Annotated in this window: 19 protein-coding genes and 1 pseudogene; 12 read left to right on the top strand and 8 right to left on the bottom strand. The window is 63.1% G+C overall.

Annotation, left to right across the window (positions count from 1 at the left end):
* Window positions 1-6: 6 nt before the first annotated feature.
* From ABIE49_RS33335 to ABIE49_RS33360, 6 genes are all read right to left on the bottom strand, one after another.
* A complete protein-coding gene (locus tag ABIE49_RS33335; RefSeq protein ID WP_192737241.1) occupies window positions 7-1812 on the bottom strand; it encodes a gamma-glutamyltransferase family protein in 1806 nt (601 codons plus the stop codon).
* Window positions 1813-1911: 99 nt separating this feature from the next.
* Complete coding sequence (locus tag ABIE49_RS33340; protein WP_192737242.1) at window positions 1912-2910, bottom strand: ABC transporter ATP-binding protein; 999 nt, start codon at window positions 2908-2910, stop codon at window positions 1912-1914.
* Window positions 2907-3905, bottom strand: coding sequence for an ABC transporter ATP-binding protein (locus ABIE49_RS33345; protein WP_192737243.1), 999 nt, complete (start codon window positions 3903-3905; stop codon window positions 2907-2909). The genes ABIE49_RS33340 and ABIE49_RS33345 overlap by 4 nt, the downstream gene beginning before the upstream one ends.
* Window positions 3902-4873, bottom strand: a complete 972-nt coding sequence (locus ABIE49_RS33350; RefSeq protein ID WP_192737244.1) for an ABC transporter permease — start codon at window positions 4871-4873, stop codon at window positions 3902-3904. Before ABIE49_RS33350 ends, ABIE49_RS33345 begins: the two co-directional genes overlap by 4 nt.
* A gap of 14 nt (window positions 4874-4887) precedes the next feature.
* The gene (locus tag ABIE49_RS33355) at window positions 4888-5868 is read right to left on the bottom strand and encodes an ABC transporter permease (protein WP_192737245.1); all 981 of its coding nucleotides are present in this window, start codon (window positions 5866-5868) and stop codon (window positions 4888-4890) included.
* A 106-nt stretch (window positions 5869-5974) separates the two neighbouring features.
* Entirely contained in the window at window positions 5975-7570 is a 1596-nt protein-coding gene (locus ABIE49_RS33360) for an ABC transporter substrate-binding protein (RefSeq protein WP_192737246.1), read from the bottom strand.
* A gap of 193 nt (window positions 7571-7763) precedes the next feature.
* Between ABIE49_RS33360 and ABIE49_RS33365 the strand changes: the two genes are divergently transcribed.
* The 7 genes and pseudogenes from ABIE49_RS33365 (at window position 7764) to ABIE49_RS33395 (ending at window position 17108) form a co-directional block, all read left to right on the top strand.
* On the top strand, window positions 7764-9017 hold the full coding sequence (locus tag ABIE49_RS33365; protein ID WP_192737247.1) for an NAD(P)/FAD-dependent oxidoreductase: 1254 nt from the start codon (window positions 7764-7766) through the stop codon (window positions 9015-9017).
* Between the two features lie 99 nt (window positions 9018-9116).
* Entirely contained in the window at window positions 9117-9371 is a 255-nt protein-coding gene (locus tag ABIE49_RS33370; protein WP_192737248.1) for a DUF6489 family protein, read from the top strand.
* A gap of 62 nt (window positions 9372-9433) precedes the next feature.
* The gene (locus tag ABIE49_RS33375) at window positions 9434-10168 is read left to right on the top strand and encodes an esterase/lipase family protein (protein ID WP_354067683.1); all 735 of its coding nucleotides are present in this window, start codon (window positions 9434-9436) and stop codon (window positions 10166-10168) included.
* A gap of 101 nt (window positions 10169-10269) precedes the next feature.
* Window positions 10270-11817, top strand: a complete 1548-nt coding sequence (locus tag ABIE49_RS33380) for a WS/DGAT/MGAT family O-acyltransferase (protein ID WP_192737250.1) — start codon at window positions 10270-10272, stop codon at window positions 11815-11817.
* Window positions 11818-11826: 9 nt separating this feature from the next.
* Window positions 11827-12823, top strand: a pseudogene (locus ABIE49_RS33385) (alpha/beta fold hydrolase).
* Window positions 12824-12984: 161 nt separating this feature from the next.
* Window positions 12985-16221, top strand: coding sequence for a bifunctional cytochrome P450/NADPH--P450 reductase (locus ABIE49_RS33390; protein ID WP_192737252.1), 3237 nt, complete (start codon window positions 12985-12987; stop codon window positions 16219-16221).
* Window positions 16222-16433: 212 nt separating this feature from the next.
* Window positions 16434-17108, top strand: coding sequence for a spermidine synthase family protein (locus ABIE49_RS33395; RefSeq protein WP_192737253.1), 675 nt, complete (start codon window positions 16434-16436; stop codon window positions 17106-17108).
* A gap of 44 nt (window positions 17109-17152) precedes the next feature.
* Here ABIE49_RS33395 and ABIE49_RS33400 read toward each other — a convergent pair whose 3' ends face one another.
* Together ABIE49_RS33400 and ABIE49_RS33405 are read right to left on the bottom strand one after the other, a co-directional pair.
* Window positions 17153-17614 (bottom strand): nuclear transport factor 2 family protein, encoded by a 462-nt coding sequence (locus ABIE49_RS33400; protein WP_192737254.1) that lies wholly within the window; start codon window positions 17612-17614, stop codon window positions 17153-17155.
* Between the two features lie 104 nt (window positions 17615-17718).
* A complete protein-coding gene (locus ABIE49_RS33405; RefSeq protein WP_192737255.1) occupies window positions 17719-18636 on the bottom strand; it encodes an alpha/beta fold hydrolase in 918 nt (305 codons plus the stop codon).
* Between the two features lie 255 nt (window positions 18637-18891).
* Between ABIE49_RS33405 and ABIE49_RS33410 the strand changes: the two genes are divergently transcribed.
* From ABIE49_RS33410 to ABIE49_RS33430, 5 genes are all read left to right on the top strand, one after another.
* Entirely contained in the window at window positions 18892-19272 is a 381-nt protein-coding gene (locus ABIE49_RS33410; protein WP_192737256.1) for a poly(R)-hydroxyalkanoic acid synthase subunit PhaE, read from the top strand.
* Window positions 19269-20354 (top strand): alpha/beta fold hydrolase, encoded by a 1086-nt coding sequence (locus ABIE49_RS33415; RefSeq protein ID WP_192737257.1) that lies wholly within the window; start codon window positions 19269-19271, stop codon window positions 20352-20354. Before ABIE49_RS33410 ends, ABIE49_RS33415 begins: the two co-directional genes overlap by 4 nt.
* The gene (locus tag ABIE49_RS33420; protein ID WP_192737258.1) at window positions 20351-20944 is read left to right on the top strand and encodes a GNAT family N-acetyltransferase; all 594 of its coding nucleotides are present in this window, start codon (window positions 20351-20353) and stop codon (window positions 20942-20944) included. The genes ABIE49_RS33415 and ABIE49_RS33420 overlap by 4 nt, the downstream gene beginning before the upstream one ends.
* Before the next feature lie 290 nt (window positions 20945-21234).
* Complete coding sequence (locus ABIE49_RS33425) at window positions 21235-21711, top strand: phasin (protein ID WP_192737259.1); 477 nt, start codon at window positions 21235-21237, stop codon at window positions 21709-21711.
* A 210-nt stretch (window positions 21712-21921) separates the two neighbouring features.
* Window positions 21922-23208 carry a DUF445 domain-containing protein gene (locus ABIE49_RS33430; RefSeq protein ID WP_192737260.1) on the top strand — a complete coding sequence of 429 codons (1287 nt, stop codon included), beginning with the start codon at window positions 21922-21924 and terminating at the stop codon, window positions 23206-23208.
* Window positions 23209-23341: the final 133 nt, after the last annotated feature.

The following is a 23341-nucleotide window of genomic DNA, read 5'->3' on the forward strand; positions in this document are numbered from 1 at the left end:
GCGCTCCTACCGTCCGGCCGCGTAGCCTTGCATGCCCCGGGGATTGGCCGCCGCACGGCGGCGGCGCCCGACCTTGGAAGCCGCGGTGAGGCGGCCTTCGGACCAGTCAGGGCCGATCTCGACGACATGGCCGCGGCTCTTCAAGGTATCGATAGTCGCCTTCGGTACGCGGTTTTCAACCACGAGCACGCCGGGCCGCGCGGTGCGCGGCCAGAACGAGATCGGGAAATGCTCGGAGTGCCATGCCGGCGCGTCGATCGCTTCTTGCAGGTTCAGATTGGCGTGGACATGCCGCAGGAAGAATTGCGTGGTCCATTGATCCTGCTGGTCGCCGCCAGGCGAACCCCAGGCCATGTACGGCTCGCCGTCGCGTAGCGCCATGGTCGGCGAGAGCGTGGTGCGCGGACGCTTGCCGGGCGCCAGTGCCGCGGGATGATCTTCCTCGAGCCAGAACATCTGGGCGCGGCTGCCGAGGCAGAAGCCGAGTTCGGGAATCACCGGTGAGGATTGCAGCCAGCCGCCGGACGGCGTCGCCGAGATCATGTTGCCGGCCTGGTCGATGATGTCGAAATGCACGGTGTCGCCGCGCACCTCGCCGAAGCGGCCGACGGTCGGCTCGCCGGCACCCATGGCGCCAACCGCCTCGCGATGCCCTTCAGCGCGGCGCATCTTGACGACCGATCCGAAACCTTCCACGGAGCCGGGGAGGAAATCGAGCGAGGCCTTGTCCCTCGAGATCAGCTTGCGGCGTTCGTCATTGTAGGCGTCCGACAGCAAGGTCGCGATCGGGATGTCGGTAAACTTTGGATCGCCGTAGAATTTCTCGCGGTCGGCGAAGGCAAGCTTGGCGCATTCGGTCTGCAGATGGATGAATTCGGGCCCGGCGGGATCAAGCCCGTCGAGTTCAAAACCCTTGAGCAACGCCAGCTGCTGCAGCATGACGGGGCCCTGGCTCCAGACACCGGGCTTGCACACGGTGTAGCGGCCGTAGTCATAAGTCAGCGGAGCCTCGACGGTCGGCTGCCAGCGCGCCATGTCGTCGGCGCGCAGCACGCCGCGATGCGGCGAGCCGCTGACGTCCATGACGTCCTGGGTGCGGCAGAACTTGTCGATCGCCTCCGCAACGAAGCCGTGCGACCACGCCTTGCGCGCGGCTTCGATCTGCGCGACGCGGTCACCTCCGACGCTCTCGGCTTCTTTCAGGATGCGGGCGTAGGTTTCCGACAGCTGTTTGTTGGTGAAGAGCGTGCCGGGTTTTGGCACTTCGTTGTTCGGCAGGTAGACCGCAGCCGACGTCTTCCAATGATTGCGGAACAGTTTTTCGACGATCTGGATCGTCGCCGCCGCGCGCTCCACCAAGGGATAGCCGTCGCGGGCATAGGCGATCGCGGGTTCCAGCACGTCGCGCAGCCGCATCGTGCCGTAATCGCGCAAGAGCAACATCCAGGATTCGAACGTGCCGGGCACGCAGGCCGCGAGCAGCCCGGTGCCGGGCACCATCTCCAGCCCCTCGCTGCGGTAATGCGCGATGGTGGCGCCGGCCGGCGCCGGGCCCTGGCCGCAGATCACCTCGGTGCGGCCGCGCTTGGTGTCATGCACGATGATCGGTACATCGCCGCCCGGGCCGTTCAGATGCGGCTCGACCACCTGCAGTGTGAAGGCGGTGGCAACGCCGGCATCGAACGCGTTGCCGCCCTTTTCCAGGATGCCCATTCCGACCGCCGTGGCGATCCAGTGGGTCGAGGTCACAACCCCGAACGTGCCTTCGATTTCGGGCCTGGTCGTGAACGGATCGGGATTGATGTTGCTCATGGGAATCCGATGCTGCGCTGGTATTTGGTGCGCCACTTGACCACAGGCGGGGCCTGCTGCCAACCGTTTGGTTGACTTAGCGGGCTCCCATCCCAGTGATCACGCAGGCACGGCTTCGGCCGGCGAATTGACGGCGTGGCAGGCGACGCCGTTGATCAGCGCGGGCGCCTGCTGACGGCACAGATCGTAGGCCAACGGGCAGCGCGGGTTGAAGGCGCAGCCGGGCGGTGGATTGATCGGATTGGGGATCTCGCCCTTGACCGGAATCCGCTGGCGGCCGGACATCGCCAGATCAGGAACCGCACCCAGCAGCATCTTGGTGTAGGGCATCCGTGGATTGCTGAAGAGTTCGCGTCCTTCCGCGATTTCGACGATGCGGCCGAGATACATCACGCCGATGCGGCTCGCCATATGGCGCACCACGGCAAGGTTATGGCTGATGAAGAGATAAGTCAGGCCGAACTTGTCCTGCAGATCGCGCATCAGATTGAGGATCTGCGCCTGCACGGAGACGTCAAGCGCCGAAGTCGGCTCGTCGCAGACGATGAATTCGGCTTCCGAGGCCAGCGCGCGGGCGATCGCGATGCGCTGGCGCTGCCCGCCGGAAAACTCATGCGGAAACTTCAGGCCGTCATCGGCATGCAGGCCGACGAGGCTCAGCAATTCACCGACGCGCGCGGCGATGTCGCGCTCGCCCGCGATCAGGTCGAAGGCGCGGATCGGCTCGGAGACGATGGCATCGACCCGGAAGCGCGGATTGAGGCTCGCATAGGGGTCCTGGAAGATCATCTGGATGCGGCGGCGCAGCTTCTGCCGTACCTGTGCCTGCCTTGCGTCGGTCATCGAGACGCCGTCGATGACGACTTCGCCGGAGCTCGGCGGTAGCAATCCGACCACCATCCGTGCCACGGTGGTCTTGCCTGAACCGGATTCGCCGACGAGGGCGAAAGTCTCGCCCTTCTTGATGCCGAAGGTCACGCCGTCGACCGCTTTCAGGAATTCCAGGTGCCCGCCTTCGAGCACGCGGTTGAGCCACGGTTTTGAAACGTCGAACTGGCAGCGCAAATTCCTGACGTCGATGAACGGTGCCGCGCTCATGCCGCGGTCTCCTTGATCGCCGTCTTGGCCGCGTCATCATAGAGATGACAGGCCACAGCCTGCGTACCGTGCGCGATCGGCTCCGGACGCTCGACGCGGCAGCGGTCGAAGACGAAGCCGCAGCGCGGGTTGAACGAGCAGCCATTCGGGATCGCCGACAGCCGCGGCATCGAACCGGGTATCTGCACAAGCCGTTTGTCTTCGCCCGCCAGCGTCGGGATCGCGCCCATCAGGCCCTTGGCGTAGGGATGCAGCGGGTTCTGCACGACGTCCTGAACCGGGCCGATCTCGGCAATCCGCCCCGAATACATCACCGCGACGCGGTCGGAGGTTTCGGCGATCACGCCCATGTCGTGGGTTACCAGCATCACGGCGGTGCCATGGTCGCGGCCGAGGCGTTTGATCAGCGAGATGATCTGCGCCTGCACGGAGACGTCGAGGGCCGTGGTCGGCTCGTCGGCGATGATCAGATCCGGTTCGGCACAGATCGCAAGCGCGATCACGACGCGCTGGCGCATGCCGCCGGAGAATTCATGTGGATAGGCGTCGATGCGTTTTTCCGGCGCGGGAATTCCGACCTCCGCCAACAGGTCGATGGCGCGCTTGCGCGCCGCGGTCTCCGAGAGATTGAGATGGGTCCGGATGGTTTCGACGATCTGGTCGCCGATCTTGTAGAGCGGATTGAGGCTGGTCAGCGGATCCTGGAAGATCATCCCGATGCGTTTACCGCGGATGCGGCGGATCTCTTCCGGCGGCAGGTGATCGATCCGCATCCCCGACAGATAGATCTCGCCGCCCGAGATGCGCCCGGGCGGATCGATCAGGCCGATCACGGCAAGGCCTGTCACGGATTTTCCCGCGCCGGATTCGCCGACCACGCCGAGCACCTCGCCCTTGGCGATATCGAAGGAGATACCGTTGATGGCGTGCAGGACGCTACGGCGGGTGTGGAACTCCACCTCGAGGTTACGCACGGAAAGGACAGGGTTGGTCATCGGAGTTTCGGGTTGAGCGCGTCGCGCAGCCAGTCGCCGAGCAGATTGATGGACAGGATCAGTCCGGCCAGCGCAAAGCCGGGGAAGGCCACGATCCACCATTCGCCCGCGAACAGATAATTGTTGCCGATCCGGATCAGCGTGCCCAGCGACGGCATGGTATCGGGCATCCCGGCGCCGAGGAACGACAGCGTGGCTTCCGTAATGACGGCGAGCGCCAGGTTGATGGTGGCGATCACCAGGATCGGACCCATCGTGTTCGGCAGCACGTGACGCAGCATGATGATGGGGGCGGGGAGCCCGATCAATTGAGCGGCCGCGACATAATCCTTGTTCTTCTCGACCATGACGGAGCCGCGCACGGTGCGGGCATATTGCACCCAGAAACTCAGTCCGATCGCGATCACCAGCACCACCAGCGTACTCATGGCGTCCAGCCGGTTGCCGAACACCGATTTGGCGACGCCGTTGACCAGGAGCGCGATCAGGATGGCCGGGAAGGTGAGCTGCACGTCGGCGATGCGCATGATCAGGCCATCGACCGCGCCGCCGACATAGCCAGCGATCAACCCAAGCGTAATTCCGAGCGTGCCGGCGAAGACGACGCCGAGCACGCCGACGACGAGCGAGATCCGAAGCCCGTAGAGAATAGCGGAGAACACGTCGCGGCCCTGCTCATCGGTGCCGAGCAGGAACGGGCTCTGGCCGTCGGCGGTCCACAGCGGCGAAATGCGGGAGTTCATCAGCTGAAGCTGCGCCGGATCGAACGGGTTCTGAACCGAAAGGACCGAAGCGAAGATCGCCAGCAGGAAAAACAGGAGCGTAACGGCTGCCGCCACCATCGTCAGCTTGGAACGGCGGAACGAATAGAAGATGTCGCTATCGAGCGCGCGTCTGAACCAGCCCGCTCCGGCGCGCGAAGGCGCTGCGCTCGGCTCGGCTCGGTGGGGAACGACGGCGTCGGACATCGATGATCTTTCTTTTAAGCCGGACGGCGGAGGGTCGAGCGCAGCCGCGGATCGACGACGGTGTAGAGGATATCGACCACCAGATTGATGGTGACGAAGATCAGCGACACCATCAAAAGGTAGGCCGCCATGATCGGGATATCGACGTTTTGCACTGCCTGCACGAACAGCAACCCCATGCCCGGCCACTGGAATACGGTTTCGGTGATGATGGCAAATGCAATAACCGAGCCAAATTGCAACCCGGCCACGGTGATGACGGGAACCAGCGTGTTCTTGAGCGCGTGGCCGAAATGGATCGCCCGCGTGGTCAGGCCGCGGGCCCGCGCGAAGCGGATGTAATCGGTGCGGAGGACTTCCAGCATTTCAGCGCGCACCAGCCGCATGATCAATGTTAGCTGGAACAGGCCAAGTGTGATGGACGGCAGGATCAGCGCCTTGAGGCCGGAAAGGGTCAGAAGGCCGGTGGTCCACCAGCCGACCCGCACGACATCGCCGCGGCCGAACGAGGGCAGCCAGCCCAATGTCACCGAGAACAGGTAGATCAGCAAAATACCGATCAGGAAGGTCGGTAGCGAGATTCCGATCAGCGATACGGCCTGGAATATTTTGGCGAGCGCGGTGTCGCGTTTGAGCGCCGAATAAACCCCCATCAGGATGCCGAACACCATCGCGAAGATGGTGGCGCAGATGGCGAGCTCGAGCGTCGCTGGCATCCGCTCTGCGAGCAGGCTCGAGACCGGCTGGCGGAACTGATAGGACACGCCGAATTTGAACTGGGCGGCATTGCCGAAATAACGCGCGAATTGCATCACCACGGGATCGTCGAGACCGAGCGACTTGCGCACCGCTTCGCGTTCGGCCGCAGACGTATCCAGCGAGACGATCTGGTTGACGGGGTCGCCGGCGAACCGGAACATCGAAAACGAGATGATCCCGACCGCAAGCATGACGCCGATCGCCTGGATCGCCCGGCGAAGAGTGAAAGCGAGCATGTGATCCTTTCACTTCTCTCTTTACGCGGTGGCGGACGTCACTGTCCGCCGGAAACGAAAAGTCCCGGGGGCGCGAAGCCACCGGGACCTGGGTCGTTGGGCCTGCCTACGGTTCTTTGACCATCCAGTAGGGCAGGACCTGATTGTCGGCGCGTTGCTGCACCTTCAGTTTTTTCGATACACCCCAGGCCAGCGCCTGCTGATGCAGCGGGATGTAGGCGTAATCCTTCGCCGCGATCTCGAACGCTTCCTTGATCAGCTGATCGCGCTTGGCCGGATCGGGTTCGACCAGCACCTTGTCGGTGATCTCGTCCATCTTCTTGTTGCAGTAGCCGGCAACGTTGGCTTCGCCGCGTGAGGATTTCGGGTCGTCGCGGCAGCCCATGATGTCATAGAGCACGTTGTGCGAGTCCGACGTGCCGGGCGTCCAGCCGAGCAGATAGAACGATGACTGGTAGCCGCCGGGTTTCAGGATCTTGGCGAAGTACTGCGCCTTGGGCTGCGCCAGCAGATCGACCTTGACGCCGATGCGCGCCAGCATGCCGACCACCGCCTGGCAGATCGCGGCGTCGTTGACATAGCGGTCGTTGGGGCAATCCATCGTGACCTGGAAACCGTCGGGATAGCCCGCTTCCGTCAAGAGCTTCTTGGCGCCGTCGGGATCGAATTTCGGGCGGGTAAAGTCCTTGGAAAGCGGAAACAGTTGCGGCGCAATCATCAGGGCCGAGGGCGTCGAGAGCCCACGCATCACGCGGGTCTTGATCAGTTCGATATCGATCGCCTTGAAGAAGGCCTCGCGGACCTTGATGTCCTTGAACGGATTCTTGCCCTTGATGTTCGAATACAGCAATTCGTCGCGGGCCTGGTCCATGCCAAGGAAGATGGTGCGCAGCTCAGGCCCCTTCATCACCTGGGTAGTCGGGGTGGAATCGACGCGGCCGATGTCCTGGGTCGGAACCGGCTCCATGATGTCGACTTCGCCCGACAGCAGGGCAGCGACGCGCGTGGCGTCGGACCCGATCGGCGTGAAGACGATTTCCTTGAGATTGTGCTCGGGCTTGCGCCACCAATTCGGGTTCGCCTTGAACACGGTCTTGACGCCGGGCTGATGGCTCTCGACGGTGAAGGCGCCGGTGCCGTTGGCATTGAGCGAGGCGAAGCTCGGCGTCGTCGCTGCGGCCGGCGTCGGCGCCGTGGCGTTGTTCGCCTCGGCCCACTTCTTGTCCATGATGTACCAGGTATCCCATTGGTAGTGCAGAATGGGATTGGGCGAGGTCAGGATGAAATCGACGGTGTTGTCGTCGACCTTGACGACCTTTACGTCGGCGGCGATGCGGGCCTGTACGTTCGAACCCTTGGCGCGAGCGCGGTCGGCCGAGAACACCACGTCGTCGGCGGTGAAGGGGTCGCCGTTCTGGAACTTGACACCCTTGCGCAAATGGAAGCGCCAGCGGGTCGGCTCCGGGGTTTCCCAGCGTTCGGCCAGCCCCGGAATGATCTTCAGGTCCTTGTCGCGCGCAATCAGGCCTTCATAGACCTGCCCTAGATGTGCATGCGTGGTGGATTCGTTGAGCGTATACGGATCCAGCGATTTGAGGTCGCCCTGGTTGGCGTAGCGCAGGGTCTGGGCCGATGCCGGCGTAACCGCAAAGCCGAGCATTGTAACCGTAGCCACTGCAAGCAAACTCTGACGTAACGACATTTGTTCGATTTCCCCGCTTTGATCAGCCCAATTCCGCAATAGCGGCGGATATTGCCGATCCATGTTGCCAAAGTCCAGCCACCGCGCAAGCGCGATCCCCTTCAGCGGACCGGTTTGCACCGCGATGCGGCAACGTCTAGCTTTACCTTAAGCTGAGCGCGAGACCGCGTTACATTAAACTTTCGGAGTGCCGGTGGCGGAACTGAAGGCTGACGTTCTTGTGTTGGGGGCAGGCATGGTCGGCGTCGGCGCTGCGCTGCACCTGCAGAAAAAGGGCCGCGATACGGTCCTGATCGACCGCCACGAACTTGCCGGCGAGGAGACCAGCTATGGCAATGGCGGACTGATCGAATGCGCGTCGGTCTTTCCCTACATGTTTCCCCGCGACCTGCGCCAGATCCTGCAATATGCGACCAATCGTACGCCGCAGTTGCGTTATCATTTCGCCGATCTGCCGTCCTTCCTGCCCTGGCTGGTGCGTTACTTCCTCGCGTCTTCGCCGGAGCGTGCGCTGCACAGTGCAATGGCCGAATTGCCGCTGATCCAGCGCAGCCTGGTCGAGCATGAGGCGCTGATCGCGGAAGCCGATGTGCCGGAGTTGTTGCGCCGGACCGGCTGGATCAAGCTCTATCGCTCCGATGCGACGCTGGCGGAAGCGGTGAAGGAACTCGAACGCGCCAAGCAATATGGCGTCGCGGGCGACATCCTCGGCGCATCTGCCATCGCAGCGCGCGAGCCGAATTTGACCGGCGATTTCGCCGGCGCGGTGCATTTTCCCGATCCCGGTTTTGTCCCCGATCCCGGCGGCCTCACCAAGGCCTATGCGGCGCTGTTCGGCCGCAAGGGCGGCCGGTTCCTGGTCGGCGATGCGCGAACGCTCGAACAATCCGGCGCAAGGTGGCGCGTCGCAACCCAGAAAGGGTCAATCACCGCGCGCGAAGTCGTCGTCGCGATGGGGCCGTGGTCCGATCAGATCTTCGCCCCGCTCGGCTATTCGATCCCGCTCAACGTCAAGCGCGGCTATCACATCCATCTGGCGCCGCGCGGCAACGCCGTGCTCAATCATCCTGTGCTGGATACCGATCAGGGCTTTCTGCTGGCGCCGATGAACCGCGGCATTCGTCTGACCACCGGCGCCGAGATGGCCCGCCGCGATGCACCGCCGACCCCGGTCCAGGTCGAACGGGCCATGCCAAAGGCGCATAGACTGTTTCCCCTGGGGGAGCCGGTCGACGCCCGGCCATGGAAGGGGGCGCGGCCCTGTTTGCCGGATATGCTGCCGGTGATCGGGAAGGCGCCCCGCCATCCCGGTTTGTGGTTCGATTTCGGCCACCAGCACCACGGCCTGACGCTCGGACCCGCAACCGGCCGGCTGCTGGCGGAAATGATGACCGGCGAGACCCCGTTTGCCGATACTAGCCCTTTTGCTGTCGAACGTTTTGGTTGACCATAGGGGGCGATTGGGGACCCCGAAAGGCGGTCTTGTCCTTGCGTGACCCAGCCAGTCACGGTGATACTGCGGCAAGCCATTAATGAAGGAGCGGCCATGAAGGTAAACGTTGAAATTGATTGCACGCCGCTCGAGGCCCGGCAGTTCTTCGGACTTCCGGACGTTCAGCCGATGCAGACCGCGGTCATGGACAAGTTGCAGCAGCAGATGATGGCCAACATCGACAAGGTCTCGCCGGAATCGCTGATCCAGTCCTGGTTCACCTTCGACCCCAAGATCGCTGAACGCTTTCAGGACATGTTCGTGACCATGGCCGGCCTCGGCGGCATGGCCAAGAAGGACAAGAAATAGTGGGCCTCGCGGAGGACACGCCGGCGGCAGAACGCAAGCTTCGTCCGCCGAGCCTGTTCCTGATGCTCGCCGAAGCCAGAAGCGTGTTCGAACTGAATTCGAGCCTGCTGCTGTCGCCGCTGTTGATGCGCGCCCCGAGGGGCGACGGTCATCCGGTGCTGACGCTGCCGGGATTTCTCGCCAGCGATTTGTCGATGGCGCCGATGCGCCGCTACCTGAAGGAGCTCGGCTACGACAGCTATGCCTGGAACATGGGCCGCAATTTCGGCGGCGTCGCCAGCAAGCGCGGCGCGCTGCGCGACCTCGTCAAGCGAATCCACGAGACCACGGGACGAAAGGTCAGCATCATTGGCTGGAGTCTCGGCGGCATCTACGCACGCGATCTCGCGCTGCAACTGCCGGACATGGTGCGGTCGGTCATCACGCTCGGCAGCCCGTTCGCCAACGACATCACCGCGACCAATGCGACGCGACTGTATGAAGCGCTGTCGGGGGAAAGCATCCACGACAACCCGGAGATCCGGGAAGCCATCGCCGGCGACCTGCCGGTGCCCGCGACCTCGATCTATTCCCGCACCGATGGCATCGTGAACTGGCGTACCAGCCTGCTGCGCCCCTCCAGCACGGCCGAAAATATCGAGGTGCATCTCGCGAGCCACATCGGCCTCGGCGTCAACCCGGCCGCCTTGTGGGCGGTGGCCGACCGCCTGGCGCAGCCGGAAGGCGACTTTAAGCAATTTGACCGTTCGGGGCCGTTTGCCATTGCATATGGGGCCCCGGAAAATGCACTATCCTGACCAATGTCGTTGAGGACCGGGATACCCATCCCCCGTCTTCAGGACCATCTGAACGCCAGAAGCGCCATCAAGGCGCCGCGTGATCTCTGCGGGAGGAAAACATGACTGACGCCAAGAAACTGTCCTCGATGGATGCGTCGTTTCTGTATCTGGAAACGCCTGAAATGCCGATGCATGTCGGAAGCATGGCGATCTTCCGCCTGCCCGAGAATTACAACGGCAACTTCTTCGAAGATTTCAAGGCGATGATCGGCTCCCGGCTGCATCTTGCGCCGATCCTGAAAGCGCGCCTGGAAAAGGCGCCGCTCGACATCGATCATCCGTCCTGGGTCGAGGACGACCAGTTCGACATCGACCGCCACATTTTCCGCGGCAGCCTGCCGGCCCCGTACGACCGCGCGACGCTGGAGCGCATCGTCGGCTGGATGCATGCCAAGCTGCTCAACCGCGCCCGTCCGCTCTGGGAGTTCTATGTCTTCGAGGGTATGAAGGACAACGAGATCGGGCTTTATTCCAAGATGCACCATGCCTGCATCGACGGCGGCGCCGGTGCGGCGCTCACCAACATGATCTACGATCTGACCCCGGTGCCGCGCCAGGTCGAACCGCCGACGGCGCGCAAGGTCGCGCAGGAGCCGCGCGACATCGCCGCCAACCTGATCGATTCCTATCAGCAGCTCTGGCGGCAGCCGTTCGATTCGTCGTCGGCGCCGAAGAGCCTGGAATTGCCGCGTTCGGGCAAGAGCGATCTCGGATCGATCCTGTTCGACAACGCCATGTTCCAGATCGAGAGCGCGGTGAAATTCGCCGCCAGCGTGCCGACGATGCTCAAGAGCGTTTCCGAAGTGGTCGGCAAGATTTCCGATCCGAAGTCGCGCGACAGCATCGCCAGCATGGTTTCGCCGCCGACCGTCCTGAACAAGGCGATCTCGTCGGAGCGCAGCTTTGCCGGCACCTCGATCTCGCTGTCGCGGGCCAAGGCGGTGGCGAAAGCCTCCGGCGGCAAGCTCAACGACGTCGTGCTGGCGCTCTCTTCCGGCGTGGTGCGGCGCTATCTGCTGCAGCAGGGTGCGCTGCCGACGAAGTCGCTGACGGCAGCGGTGCCGATTTCGCTGCGCGAGGAGGGCAACACCGAGGCCAACAACCAGGTGTTCGGCATGATCTGCTCGATCGCTACCAACGTCGAAGATCCCAAGGGACGGCTGGAGGCGATCATCGCGCAATCCACCAAGTCCAAGGAAATGTCGCATCCGCTGCGGGCCTTGATGCCGCAGGTGTCCAACATCTCGATGCTGGGCACGCCGATCGTGGTGCAGATTCTGGCGCTGCTCTACAGCCGCTCTGATCTCTCGAATGTGCTGCCGCCGGCGGCGAACATCGTGGTGTCCAACGTGCCGGGGCCGCGGCAGACGCTCTATGCGGCCGGCGCGGAATTGCTGCACATCTTCCCGGTGTCGATCTCGACCCACGGGATGGCGCTCAACATCACCGTGCAGAGCTATCGCGACCAGCTCGATTTCGGCTTCATCGCCGGCGCCAACATCATTCCGCATGTCCAGGTCCTGTGCGACATGCTCCCGCTGGAATTTGAAGCGCTGGAGGCGGCCTATGCGCCGCCGCCGTCCAAGATGACCAGCGCGGCTGAATAGGGTTTTGCAATGATAGAAATGCCGCCGCTGCAGTTCGCCGAGACGAACGGCATTCGCATGGGTTACTACGAGGCCGGGCCGAAGACCGACAAGCCGCCGGTCATACTGTGCCATGGCTGGCCTGAGATCGCGTTCTCCTGGCGTCACCAGATCAAGGCGCTGAGCGAGGCCGGGATCCGGGTGATCGCGCCCGACCAACGCGGCTATGGTTCGACCGACCGGCCTGAGCCGGTCGAGGCCTATGACATCGAGCACCTGACCGGCGATCTCGTCGGCCTGATGGACCATCTGAAGATCGACAAGGCGATCTTCGTCGGCCACGACTGGGGCGGCTTCATCATCTGGCAGATGCCGCTCCGCCACATCGACCGCGTTGCCGGCGTGGTCGGCATCAACACGCCGCATCACGATCGCCCGCCGGCCGACCCGATCGAGCTGTTCCGAAAACGGTTCGGCGACAGCATGTACATCGTGCAGTTCCAGGATCCGGCCCCGCGAGCCCGACAGGATCTTCGGCAGCCGGGTCGAGCAGACGTTTGACGCCTTCATGCGCAAGCCGGTGCCGCGGCCCGCCGACACGCCCGCCGATCAGGTGGTTGCCGGCGTCGGTGCTTCACCGCGACTCAATTTGGCGTTTCCGCAGATGATTGCGGGTTACGACGCCAAGCATGATCCGCGGAAGCCAATCCTGTCGCCGGAAGAGAAGAAGGTGTTCGTCGATACGTTCACGAAGTCAGGTTTTACCGGCGGCATCAACTGGTACCGCAACATGTCGCGCAACTGGCAGCGTTCGGCCGGGATCGATCACACGGTGAAAGTACCGGCGCTGATGATCATGGCCGAGAACGATCATGTACTGCCGCCGTCGTCGGCTGACGGCATGGAAAAGATCGTTCCCGATCTCGAAAAATATCTGGTGCGCGACAGCGGCCATTGGACGCAACAGGAAAAGCCGGACGAGGTCAGCGCCAAACTGATCGAATGGCGCAGGAAGCGGTTTGGCTAAAGCAGAAATTACCTCATCGTCATTGCGAGGAGCGTAGCGACGAAGCAATCCATTCTTTCTTTTCAAGGCGAGATGGATTGCTTCGCTTCGCTCGCAATGACGGGTTGATACAATGACGGGCTGATACAAAGAATCGGACCAAGGCAGGAGACATTTCGACAATGGCGTCACCGAATAAACTCAGTCCGATTCCCCATCCGCCGAAAAAGCCCGTTGTCGGCAACATGCTGTCGCTGGATCCGAACGCGCCCGTTCAGCATCTGGTGCGGCTGACCAAGGAGCTCGGGCCGATCTTCTGGCTCGACATGATGGGCGCGCCGCTGGTGATCGTGTCGGGCCACGACCTGATCGATGAACTGTCCGACGAGAAGCGCTTCGACAAGGCGGTGCGCGGCTCGCTGCGCCGGGTGCGCGCGGTAGGCGGCGACGGGCTTTTCACCGCCGACACGTCAGAGCCGAACTGGAGCAAGGCGCACAACATCCTGCTGCAGCCGTTCGGTAACCGCGCGATGACGTCCTATCATCCGAGCATGGTCGACATCGCCGAGCAGCTGGTCAAGAAGTGGGAGCGGCTGAACGGCGACGAGGAGATCGACGTCGTCCATGACATGACCGCGCTGACGCTAGACACCATCGGCCTCTGCGGCTTCGACTACCGCTTCAATTCGTTCTACCGCCGCGACTATCATCCGTTCGTGGAATCGCTGGTGCGCTCGCTCGAGACCATCATGATGACCCGCGGCATCCCGCTCGAAGGCCTGTGGCTGCAGAAGCGCCGAAAGGATCTGGCGCTGGACGTCGCCTTCATGAACAAGATGGTCGACGAGATCATCGCCGAGCGCCGCGGCAACGCGGAAGCCGCCGAGGGCAAGAAGGACATGCTCGGCGCCATGATGACCGGCGTCGACCGCGCCACCGGCGAGCAGCTCGACGACGTCAACATCCGCTATCAGATCAACACCTTCCTGATCGCGGGCCATGAGACCACCAGCGGCCTGTTGTCCTGCACGCTCTATGCGCTGCTCAAGCATCCCGACGTGCTGAAGAAGGCCTATGAGGAAGTCGACCGGGTGCTTGGCCCGGATGTCGACGCGCGGCCGACCTATCAGCAGGTCACGCAGCTGACCTACATCACGCAGATATTGAAGGAGGCGCTACGGCTGTGGCCGCCGGCGCCGGCCTATGGCATCGCCCCGCTCCAGGACGAGACCATCGGCGGCAAGTACAAGCTGAAGAAAAACACCTTCGTCACCGTGCTCGTCATGGCGCTGCACCGCGATCCCAGCGTGTGGGGACCGAACCCGGACGCGTTCGACCCGGAGAACTTCAGCCGCGAGGCCGAAGCCAAGCGCCCGGTCAACGCCTGGAAGCCGTTCGGCAACGGCCAGCGCGCCTGCATCGGGCGTGGATTCGCGATGCACGAGGCGGCGCTGGCGATCGGCATGATCCTGCAGCGCTTCAAGCTGATCGACGTCAACCGCTACCAGATGCATTTGAAAGAGACGCTGACGATCAAGCCGGACGGATTCAAGATCAAGGTGCGCCCGCGCGCTGACAAGGAGCGCGGCGCGTTCGCCGGTCGCGCCGCTGCCGCGGTGGCGGCCTCGAACACGGCCGCTGCACCGGCCCGGACCCGCCCCGGCCACAACACGCCGCTGCTGGTGCTCTACGGCTCCAACCTCGGCACCGCCGAAGAACTCGCGACCCGCGTCGCCGACCTTGCCGAGGTCAACGGATTTGCGACCAAACTCGGCGCGCTCGATGACTACGTCGGCAAGCTGCCCGAGCAGGGCGGCGTCCTGATCTTCTGCGCCTCCTATAATGGCGCAGCCCCCGACAACGCCACGCAATTCGTCAAATGGCTGGACAGCGGCCTGCCCAAGGACGCGCTGGCCAAAGTCCGCTACGCGGTGTTCGGCTGCGGCAACAGCGACTGGGCGGCGACCTATCAGTCGGTGCCGCGCATGATCGACGAACATTTGGCGGCGCATGGCGCGCGCAGCGTCCATGGGCGCGGCGAGGGCGATGCCCGCAGCGATCTCGACGGCCAGTTCGAGAAATGGTTCGCCGCCGCAGCCGCCGCGGCAACCAAGGAGTTCGGTCTGGCGTCGACCTTCACCCGCAGCGCCGACGACGCACCGCTGTACACGATCGAGCCAGTAGCGCCGACTGCCGTCAACGTGATCGTGGCGCAGGGCGGTGTTTCGCCGATGAAGGTGCAGGCCAATTCCGAGCTGCAGAACAAGGCCGGCGCCAATCCGTCCGACCGCTCGACGCGGCATATCGAAGTGCAACTGCCGCCGGGCGTTTCCTACCGGGTCGGCGATCACCTCAGCGTGGTGCCGCGCAACGATCCGGCGCTGGTCGATTCCGTCGCGCGCCGGTTCGGTTTCCTGCCCGCCGACCAGATCAGGCTCGCGGTCGCCGAAGGCCGCCGCGCGCAACTGCCGACCGGTGACGCCGTGTCGGTCGGGCGTTTGCTCATAGAATTCGTCGAGTTGCAGCAGATCGCGACCCGCAAGCAGATCCAGATCATGTCGGAAAACACGCGTTGTCCGATGACCAAACCGAAGCTGCTGGCCTATGTCGGCGATGACGCCGCCTCGACCGAGCTCTATCGCAATGATGTACTGGCGAAACGCAAATCGGTGTTCGATCTGCTGGAGGAATATCCGGCCTGCGAGCTGCCGTTCCATGCTTATCTCGAAATGCTGTCGCTGCTGGCGCCGCGCTATTACTCGATTTCGTCGTCACCGGCGGGCGATGCCTCACGTTGCAGCGTCACCGTCGGCGTGGTCGAAGCGCCCGCAAGTTCGGGCCGCGGCGTCTACAAGGGCGTCTGCTCGAACTATCTTGCCGGTCGCCGCGCCGGCGACACCATCCATGCCACGGTGCGCGAGACCAAGGCCGGCTTCCGCCTGCCGGACGATGCGTCGGTGCCGATCATCATGATTGGACCCGGCACGGGGCTGGCGCCGTTCCGCGGCTTCCTGCAGGAGCGCGCCGACCGCAAGGCCAAGGGCGCGAGCTTAGGGCAAGCGATGCTGTTCTTCGGCTGCCGCCATCCCGAGCAGGACTTTCTCTACGCCGATGAACTGAAGGCGTTCGCCGCCAACGGCATCACCGAACTGCACACCGCGTTCTCGCGCGCCGACGGGCCGAAGACTTATGTGCAGCACCTGGTCGCGGCGCAGAAGGATCAGGTCTGGAACCTGATCGAGAAGGGCGCCATCGTCTATGTCTGCGGCGACGGCGGCAAGATGGAGCCGGACGTCAAGGCAGCGCTGGTGTCGATCTATCGCGAACGCACCGGCGCGGACGAAGCAGCCGGCCTGCGCTGGATCGACGATCTCGGCGCCAGGAACCGCTACGTGCTGGATGTGTGGGCGGGGGGCTGACGGTAGCCACCACACCGTCGTCCCTGCGAACGCTCAGATGCGCAATTGCGCATCTGGGGACCCATATCGCGTGATCTATCAGTACAAAAACGCTGTTCGACGAGTCTTCGCAGCCATTGGCGCCGGTGGCTATGGGTCCCCCGATGCGCAATTGCGCATCTGAGCGTTCGCAGGGACGACAGCAATTTATAATCGTGTGCTAGAACCCCCACATGATTCCCTGGGAAAAAATCGATACCGCACATATTCCCGGCACCGACGCGGAACTGCGGCTGATGAAGCGCGGCAAAGAGTTCTCCATCATGCTCGGCACCAACGAGCTGATGAACAGCCGCCTGTCTGGCTCCGAAGCCGCGCTCGCCACCCTCGCGGTCAAGAAGCTGGAAGCGAACAAGAAGCCGCATCTGCTGATCGGCGGATTGGGCATGGGGTTTACGCTGCGCGCTGCGCTCGCTGTGCTCGGCGCGGGTGCGCGGATCGTGGTGGCTGAGCTGGTGCCGGCCGTCGTTGCCTGGGGGCGAGGCCCGATGGCGGAGATTGTTGGCGGCAGCCTGAACGATACCCGTGTCAGCATTCAGGAAGTGGACGTCACCGAAATCATCCGGTCTTCCCGATCGAAATTCGATGCCATTCTGCTCGACGTCGACAACGGCCCCGAAGGCCTGACCCGCAAGGCCAATGACGGGCTCTACAGTTCAGCCGGATTGGGCGCGGCACATATGGCGCTTCGTCCCGGCGGCGTCCTGGCCGTCTGGTCGTCCGGACCCAATGCGCCGTTCTCAAAACGGCTGCGCGCCGCCGGCTTCGATGTGAATGAGGTTGCCGTGCGCGCCACCGGCAGAGGGGGCGGCGCGCGTCACATCATCTGGATCGCGACACGCACGTAGTGCGTCACGCTGCTCCGCGTGTCTGTGATGCCCGAGCGTTGTCTTCAGAACATCGTGTTGTTGTTCGCCGGATTCTCGGGGATCGGCTGGACGACGTCCCAATGCTCGACGATCTTGCCGTTCTCGAGCTTGAAGATGTCGATGATCGCGTTTCCCCTGGTGCCGGGTTCGCGAACGGCGTGGACATGCAGGATGACGTAATCGCCGTCCACGAACGAACGCTTGATCTCGCTGCGGGAGTTCGGGAATTTCTCGCGCAGGAATCCAATGAACTTGCGAAAACCCTCGGGACCATCAGCGGCATTCGGATTGTGCTGGACATAGCGGTCGCCCATATAGGCGATCGCGCCGTCGGCGTCTTTTTGGTTCAGCCCCTTCTCATAGAAGTCGAGCACCGCTTTTCTGTTGGCTTCCTGCTGCGGCGAGGCGGCGTAGGCGCCCGGAGAGGCGAGGGCTAACAGGACGACCGCGGCCAGGGCGATGCGTGGCCGGAATACAAGATCCATGTTCGGGCTCCATCTGACGATTTCGGTGTGCCGTCTATAGTGCTCGACCGTGACGGCCGGAAGAGGGCACCTGACGCTCACGAAGTCACCTCGAAGTAACCTGATCAAGCCGCCTTCGCCGCCGCCCCATGCGCGTGCTTGTCGATGGCGTCGATGATCTGCGGCCACATCGGGATCGGCAACGCGTGGCCCATGCCGTCGACCATCACAAGCTTTGCGCCGGGAATGGAGGCTGCCGTATCCTTGCCGCCCTCGGGCCGCACCAGGGGATCGACGGTGCCGTGGATGACGAGCGTCGGCGCTTTCACCGCGCTGAGCCGTTCCTTGCGGCTGCCGGAGGCGAGCACCGCGCGCAACTGGCGGCCGACACCGGCCGGGTTGAGGCCGCGTTCATAGGTGCGTTCGGCGCGCGAGCGGTCGAGCGCTTCGTCTTCCGGGAATGAGCCGACGCGCAGGATTTTCCAGGTTTTCGCAAACCGCTCGAAATACTCTTCCTTGGTCGCGGGCGGCGGCGCCATCAGCACCGCGGCGGCTTCCCGTGTCGGTCCCGGCACCTTGGGATTGCCTGTCGTCGACATGATCGAGGTCAGCGAGCGCACCCGCGCCGGAAACGAGATCGCGACTTCCTGCGCGATCATGCCGCCCATCGATGCGCCGACCAGATGCGCCGACTTGATGCCGAGCACGTCCATCAGGCCGACCGTATCCTTGGCCATGTCGATCAGTCTGTAGGGCGCGGCGACCGGGATCTTCAGGAATTTCAGCTTGAGCAGTTCGAGCGCGGTCAGACGCTTGCCGCCGGTCATCCTTGAGGATTTGCCGATATCGCGGTTGTCGAAACGGATGACGCGAAAGCCGCGCGCGGCAAGCTGGCGGCAGAAATCATCGTCCCAATGGATCATCTGGGCGCCGAGACCCATGATCAGCAGCAATGGTTCCGCGCCGGCATCGCCGAAGACTTCGTAGCAAATGTCGATGCCATTGGCGTGGGCGATCTGCGGCGGCTGATGGGCAAGCGTCACGTTGGCGGTCCTTTGGATCAGTCCTGCGATGGTACCTTGATGGGGTCTTGTATGGCACGATTTACCGCATCGCAGAAGGCTTTGCAGCTCACTGTTAACCAGTCCCTTGTTTTGGCGCGTTTTCCAGACGCGAACCGCTACCCGCTTCGCTTGAAAACGCCATGTCGCCCGGTTGACCGGCACGCCGCAACGGTGTGGTATGGCGGAATAATATCCGAGGCGTGGCAAAGCGCTCGTAACCAAGGGAGGGCGCCAATGGCCGACAAGGGTAACGATCCTGCCGTGATCTGGCAGACGATGATCGGGGAGATGGAAAAGGGGTTCAACTCCTTTGCCAACCAGGCGATGGCTTCGCCCGAATTTTCCAAGGTGATGAACCAGGTCGGCGGCGCCACCGCGGGTGCGCAGAAGCAGCTCGGCGAGCTGATGGAGAAATATCTCGTCAGCATGAACCTGCCGAGCCGGGCGCAAATGGTCGGCATGGCCGAGCGCATCCAGGGAATCGAAGGCCAGCTCAACGAGATCAAGGCGATGCTGCACCAGATCCATCACAATTCGCTGGCGCCGGAAGGCGGCTATGGCGCGGCGCGGCCGCCGCGCACCAAGCGTCCCCCGTCGGAGGGAGAGCAAAAATGAACGCGCCCGCAGCGGCCCTCGATCTGGCGTCGATTCCCGAGCGGATCCAGTCCGAGGTGCAGCGCGCGATCCAGCGCAGCATCAAGGGCGTCGAATACATCTCCTCGTCGGGCCCCGCGCTGGGTTCGACGCCGAAGGACGTGTTGCTCAGCCGCGGCACGCTGAACCTCTATCACTACCGCCCGATCGCGGACGAAATCTACCGCGTGCCGATCCTGATCGTGATGGCGACCACCAACCGCGGCTACATCCTCGACATGGTGCCCGGCCAGAGTTTCATCGAATTCCTGCTCAAGCGCGGCTACGACGTCTACATGATGGACTGGACCGCGCCGAAGCCGGAGGAAAAATCGCTGCGGATGGAGGACTACGTCCTCGACTTCATCCCGGATTGCGTCCGCCGCGTGCAGCAGGATTCCGGCGAAAAAGACGTCACCGTGATCGGCTATTGCTTCGGCGGCGTGCTGTCGCTGCTGTACGGCTCGATCTTCAACGACGGACCGATGAAGAATCTGATCTGCTTCACGACGCCGATCGATTTCCGCGAGATGAAGCTGTTCTCGAATTTCTCGGACCGGCGCTATTTCGATGTCGATCGCCTCGTCGACAGCATCGGCAATGTGCCGCCGGAAATGATCCTGTCTTCGTTCGAAATGCTGCGGCCGGCGTCGCGCGCGGTCAGCCAGGTGAATTTGTGGGAGAACATCTGGAACGACGAATACGTCAAGGCCTACCGGATGATGGATCGCTGGGGCACCGACACCTTGCCGCTGGCGGGCGAGTATTTCCGCGCCATCACCAAGGACCTGATGTGGGACAACAAGCTCTACAACGACACCATGACGGTCGGCGGGCGTGCGGCCAATATCGCTGACATCAAGGTGCCGATCCTGCACGCGGTCGCCGAACACGATCACATCGTGCCCTATGACGCGGCCAAGCACCTGATCGCCAAGGTCGGTTCGTCCGACAAGGAAGAGGTGGTCCTGAAGGGCGGCCATGTCAGCGTCGTCGCCGGCGCCAACGCGGTCAAGCGGCTGTGGCCGAAACTGGACAACTGGTTAGGTAAGAGATCAACATGAGTGAAACACGTTCCTATCCGCGCCACGTCAAGACCGACGCGGGCGAGATCGAATTCCGCCTGATGTCCCGCGCCGACGAGGCCGCGGTGCTTGCCTTCGCGCAAAAACTGCCGACGCATGATCTGCTGTTCCTGCCGCGCAACATCAGCCAGCCCAAGGTGCTGTCGGCCTGGATCAACGAGATCGAGCGCGGCCAGATCACGAGCCTGCTGGCGGTGAAGGGCGAAGCGGTGGTCGGTTGCGGCACGCTGGTGCGCGACCCGCACTCCTGGTCGCCGCATGTCGGCGAGATCCGGATGGTGGTGTCGCAGGATGTGCGCGGGCAGGGCGTCGGCCGGGCGCTGTCGCAGGAGACCTTCGCGCTGGCGCTAGGCGCCGGGCTGGAAAAGCTCTCGGTGCAGATGACGGTCGACCAGCAGGCGGCGATCGCGCTGTTCGAGAGCCTCGGCTTCAAGGCCGAGGCCCTGCTGCGGGACCACGTCCGCGACGTCGACGGCAAGAAGCACGACATTGTCGTGCTCGGACACAACGTGGCCCAGGTGCGGGCCCAGCTGGAAGCCTACGGGCTCCCAGGCGCCGTCCAGCATTAAGAGGGCCGTCCAGCACTAAGAGCGCCGTCCAGCCCGGACTCAAAATCGCGAAAACAACCCCATGCAAAGTAAGCGTGGAGGCCTCGGCCACGTCCGGCACTAAGACTAAAGTGGAACTTTTGCCGTTTCCCTAGGCAAGCCGCCCATCATTCAGGCTTATCACGGATTCGTGATATCGCGATGCAACATTGATGTTGCGTCGCACCATTAACTATGGCACAACGATCTCGCCCCGGGCCGAACCGGACGGGGTGAGCCCATAGCTCAAACCCGAGGATGGAGAGACCCAAATGACCACCGAAACCAATTCCGTGCTGAACACCGTCAAGGAAGCCTTCGCGCCCGTCACCGAGGCGTTCACCAAGCTCCAGAACCTGGAAGTTCCGGAAGCTGCCCGTGAGTTCGTGAAGAAGCAGGCCGAGACCGCGAAGGTTCGCGCCGCCGACATGCATGCCGGTTCCGAGAAGGTGACCGCTGCCATCGAGACCGCCGTTGCCGGTTCGGTTTCCGAGGCTGCCAAGATCAGCCGCAACATCCAGCAGGCGTTTTATCAGGACGCGGAAGCGTTCTTCGCCGGCATCGACAAGCTCGCTTCGGCCAAGTCGCTGAGCGAAGCCGCCCAGATCCAGTCGGACATGGTCCGTGCGCGTGGCGAAGTGTTCGTCTCGCGGGCGAAGGCCACGTCAGAATATCTCGGCAAGCTCGTCGCCGACAGCGCCAAGACCGCTCAGGACAACTTCTCCAGGGTCTACAGCAAGACCGCCTGATAGCGATCTGCCAACTGCCCTTTTGGAAGGCCCGCTTAGGCGGGCCTTCTTTTTGTCTGAAGCCCACCTAGATCAGGCCGGACCCTCATGGTGAGGAGGCGCACTTGCGCCGTCTCGAACCATGAGGCCACGATGGGGCCTGCATCCTTCGAGACGCGGCGAAGACGCCGCTCCTCAGGATGAGGAGTAATCGTTCTTCCGAAAGCCGCCATGACCGTCCCCCGCACATTCGTCGTAGACACGCCTGCCGACGCGCAGCGGGCTGCCGAACTGCGGCGGGTCAAACTGCTGGCGACGCTGGTGCTGGCGGCGACGTTTGCGATCTTCGTTGCGGCGAGGGCGCTGCTGCCGATCCACCCGGCGTTCGGCTTCCTCGCGGCCTTTGCAGAGGCCGCCACCATCGGCGGTCTTGCCGACTGGTATGCCGTGGTCGCCTTGTTTCGCAGGCCCTTGGGTCTGCCGATCCCGCACACCGCGATCATCCAGAGCAATCAGCACCGCATCGCCGACAAGCTCGGCGAATTCATCGAGGTGCATTTTCTCGAAGCGGCCCCGGTTGAAGCAAAACTGCGCCAGATCGATTTCGGTGCGTTCATTGCCGACTGGCTGCGCGACCGCAAGCGCAGCGAGGATCTCGCGCGCTTTGCGCTGCGGCTGTTGCCCGAGGCGGTCGCGGCCACGGAGAATTCCGGCCTGATGACCTTCGTCAGCCGCCGCATCACCGCGCAATTGATGTCGATCGATCTGGCGCCGCTCGCGGCCGGCACGCTGCGCACCTTCGTGAAGGACGGCCGGCACCAGGGCCTGCTCGACGACATCATGCGCGCGGTGCATCAATCGCTGACGCAGGCCGAGACCATGGCGATGATCCGCGAGAAGATCCGCGACGAATTGCCGACACTGCTAAAACTCTATCGCGCCGACCGGTTCCTGGTGAACAAGATCGTGGCGTCGGCGACCGCCTTCTTCGAGGAAGTGCGCAACGATCCCAAGCATCCGTTCCGCGACGAGTTCGACCGCATGGTGCTGACCTTCGTCGACCGGCTCGGCAGCGATCCGGCCTATGCCGAGCGCATCCAGGGGCTGAAGCGCGATCTTTTGGCGCGCCCCGAACTGAACAGTCTCGCGCGCCATATCTGGGAGAATGCGCGATCGTTCTTCGAGCGCAGCGCGTCAGGCGAGACGCAGGTGCTGGAGCAATATCTCGTGCGCATGTTCGTAACGGCAGGCGAGGCGCTGGCCGCCGACCCCGAGATGCGCGCCGAGATCAACCAGGGTCTTGTCGCCGTGCTGCGCAGCGTGGTTGCCGAACAGAAGAGCGGCGTATCGACCTTCATCTCCGATCAGGTCAAATCCTGGGACATGGGGCAGTTGATCGCGCTGATCGAAATCAACATCGGCCGCGACCTGCAATACATCCGCTTCAATGGCTCGCTGATCGGCGGGCTTGCAGGATTGGTGCTTTACACCCTCGAGTACCTGCTGCGGCTCGTGTGACTATTAAATCACGTCTGCGCTTTTAATTGTCACAAGTGTGAAGTGGGCCGTTGAAAGAAGAATTCCGGTTCCCTAGCTTTTTACGAAATAATGTTGCGTTGCGGAACGATTCTACCAGGCTTTCGTCTTCCCA

Source organism: Bradyrhizobium sp. OAE829, from assembly GCF_040546575.1.
Classification (GTDB): Bacteria; Pseudomonadota; Alphaproteobacteria; order Rhizobiales; family Xanthobacteraceae; genus Bradyrhizobium.

Coding starts and splice junctions, on each gene's coding strand:
- ABIE49_RS33335 (WP_192737241.1), bottom strand. CDS start 1,812: ATGAGCAACATCAATCCCGATCCGTTCACGACCAGGCCCGAAATCGAA.
- ABIE49_RS33340 (WP_192737242.1), bottom strand. CDS start 2,910: ATGAGCGCGGCACCGTTCATCGACGTCAGGAATTTGCGCTGCCAGTTC.
- ABIE49_RS33345 (WP_192737243.1), bottom strand. CDS start 3,905: ATGACCAACCCTGTCCTTTCCGTGCGTAACCTCGAGGTGGAGTTCCAC.
- ABIE49_RS33350 (WP_192737244.1), bottom strand. CDS start 4,873: ATGTCCGACGCCGTCGTTCCCCACCGAGCCGAGCCGAGCGCAGCGCCT.
- ABIE49_RS33355 (WP_192737245.1), bottom strand. CDS start 5,868: ATGCTCGCTTTCACTCTTCGCCGGGCGATCCAGGCGATCGGCGTCATG.
- ABIE49_RS33360 (WP_192737246.1), bottom strand. CDS start 7,570: ATGTCGTTACGTCAGAGTTTGCTTGCAGTGGCTACGGTTACAATGCTC.
- ABIE49_RS33370 (WP_192737248.1), top strand. CDS start 9,117: ATGAAGGTAAACGTTGAAATTGATTGCACGCCGCTCGAGGCCCGGCAG.
- ABIE49_RS33375 (WP_354067683.1), top strand. CDS start 9,434: ATGCTCGCCGAAGCCAGAAGCGTGTTCGAACTGAATTCGAGCCTGCTG.
- ABIE49_RS33380 (WP_192737250.1), top strand. CDS start 10,270: ATGACTGACGCCAAGAAACTGTCCTCGATGGATGCGTCGTTTCTGTAT.
- ABIE49_RS33390 (WP_192737252.1), top strand. CDS start 12,985: ATGGCGTCACCGAATAAACTCAGTCCGATTCCCCATCCGCCGAAAAAG.
- ABIE49_RS33395 (WP_192737253.1), top strand. CDS start 16,434: ATGATTCCCTGGGAAAAAATCGATACCGCACATATTCCCGGCACCGAC.
- ABIE49_RS33400 (WP_192737254.1), bottom strand. CDS start 17,614: ATGGATCTTGTATTCCGGCCACGCATCGCCCTGGCCGCGGTCGTCCTG.
- ABIE49_RS33410 (WP_192737256.1), top strand. CDS start 18,892: ATGGCCGACAAGGGTAACGATCCTGCCGTGATCTGGCAGACGATGATC.
- ABIE49_RS33415 (WP_192737257.1), top strand. CDS start 19,269: ATGAACGCGCCCGCAGCGGCCCTCGATCTGGCGTCGATTCCCGAGCGG.
- ABIE49_RS33420 (WP_192737258.1), top strand. CDS start 20,351: ATGAGTGAAACACGTTCCTATCCGCGCCACGTCAAGACCGACGCGGGC.
- ABIE49_RS33425 (WP_192737259.1), top strand. CDS start 21,235: ATGACCACCGAAACCAATTCCGTGCTGAACACCGTCAAGGAAGCCTTC.
- ABIE49_RS33430 (WP_192737260.1), top strand. CDS start 21,922: ATGACCGTCCCCCGCACATTCGTCGTAGACACGCCTGCCGACGCGCAG.